Raw genomic sequence first — 644 nt, 5'->3', positions numbered from 1 at the left:
TCCGTCAGATCGCCGCCGACCGACGGGTGTCCCTGATTCAGGGGCTGGCCCAGTCGATCCAGTTGTGGCTCGACTCGAATCCCGCCCCGGACGTCAGCCGGCCGGAGATCACGCGCCGGATCATCGTCTGCAACCAGAAGGGCGGTGTCGGCAAGACCGCCATCACCGCCGGTCTCGGCGAGGCCCTCGCCGAGGACTCCAACTCGCTGTACCCCGTGCGCGTGGCCAAGGCCCTGACCAAGGCTCTGCGCGACAGTGAGGTGCAGGACGAGGGCGTGGAGCTGGACACCAATCCGCTCGATGTCGAGAACCTGCCCGGGCCGGGACAGCAGGTGCTGCTCGTCGACTTCGACCCGCAGTGCCACCTCACCAACCAGCTGATTGGCCTTGTTGCTCACAACACCTCCCGCGCCAGTGCGCGCATGCCGACCGACTGCTGCGACTTGGGCGCATAGGACAGCAACGGCTTCTTCACGCGCACGGCTTCCTTCTGTTCCTTGAGATCGCCGATCAGCCCGACCACCCTCGGATCCTTTATGTCGACCCAGCCCTGCAGGGACGACGTGGCGATGTAACCGCGCCGGGAGTCGTACAGGTTGACGACGATGCCGAGGTAGTCGATGTCGACCTGGAGGTCTCCCCGA

General features: G+C 65.7%; 1 protein-coding gene and 1 pseudogene. One reads left to right on the top strand and one right to left on the bottom strand.

Annotated features, from left to right (window positions below):
• Positions 1 to 380 (top strand): annotated as a pseudogene (locus LPA54_RS34785) (ParA family protein); the annotation flags it as partial.
• A 14-nt stretch (positions 381 to 394) separates the two neighbouring features.
• On the opposite strand, the gene LPA54_RS34780 reads toward LPA54_RS34785, so the two are convergent.
• Positions 395 to 644, bottom strand: a 250-nt coding sequence (locus tag LPA54_RS34780) for a ParA family protein (RefSeq protein ID WP_368857885.1), incomplete at its 5' end; no start/stop codon positions are given.

Source organism: Streptomyces sp. DH12 (assembly GCF_020873895.1).
Classification (GTDB): Bacteria; Actinomycetota; Actinomycetes; order Streptomycetales; family Streptomycetaceae; genus Streptomyces.
Note: the sequence above shows the minus strand (reverse complement) of the source record. Positions and strands in the feature narration are given on the sequence as shown.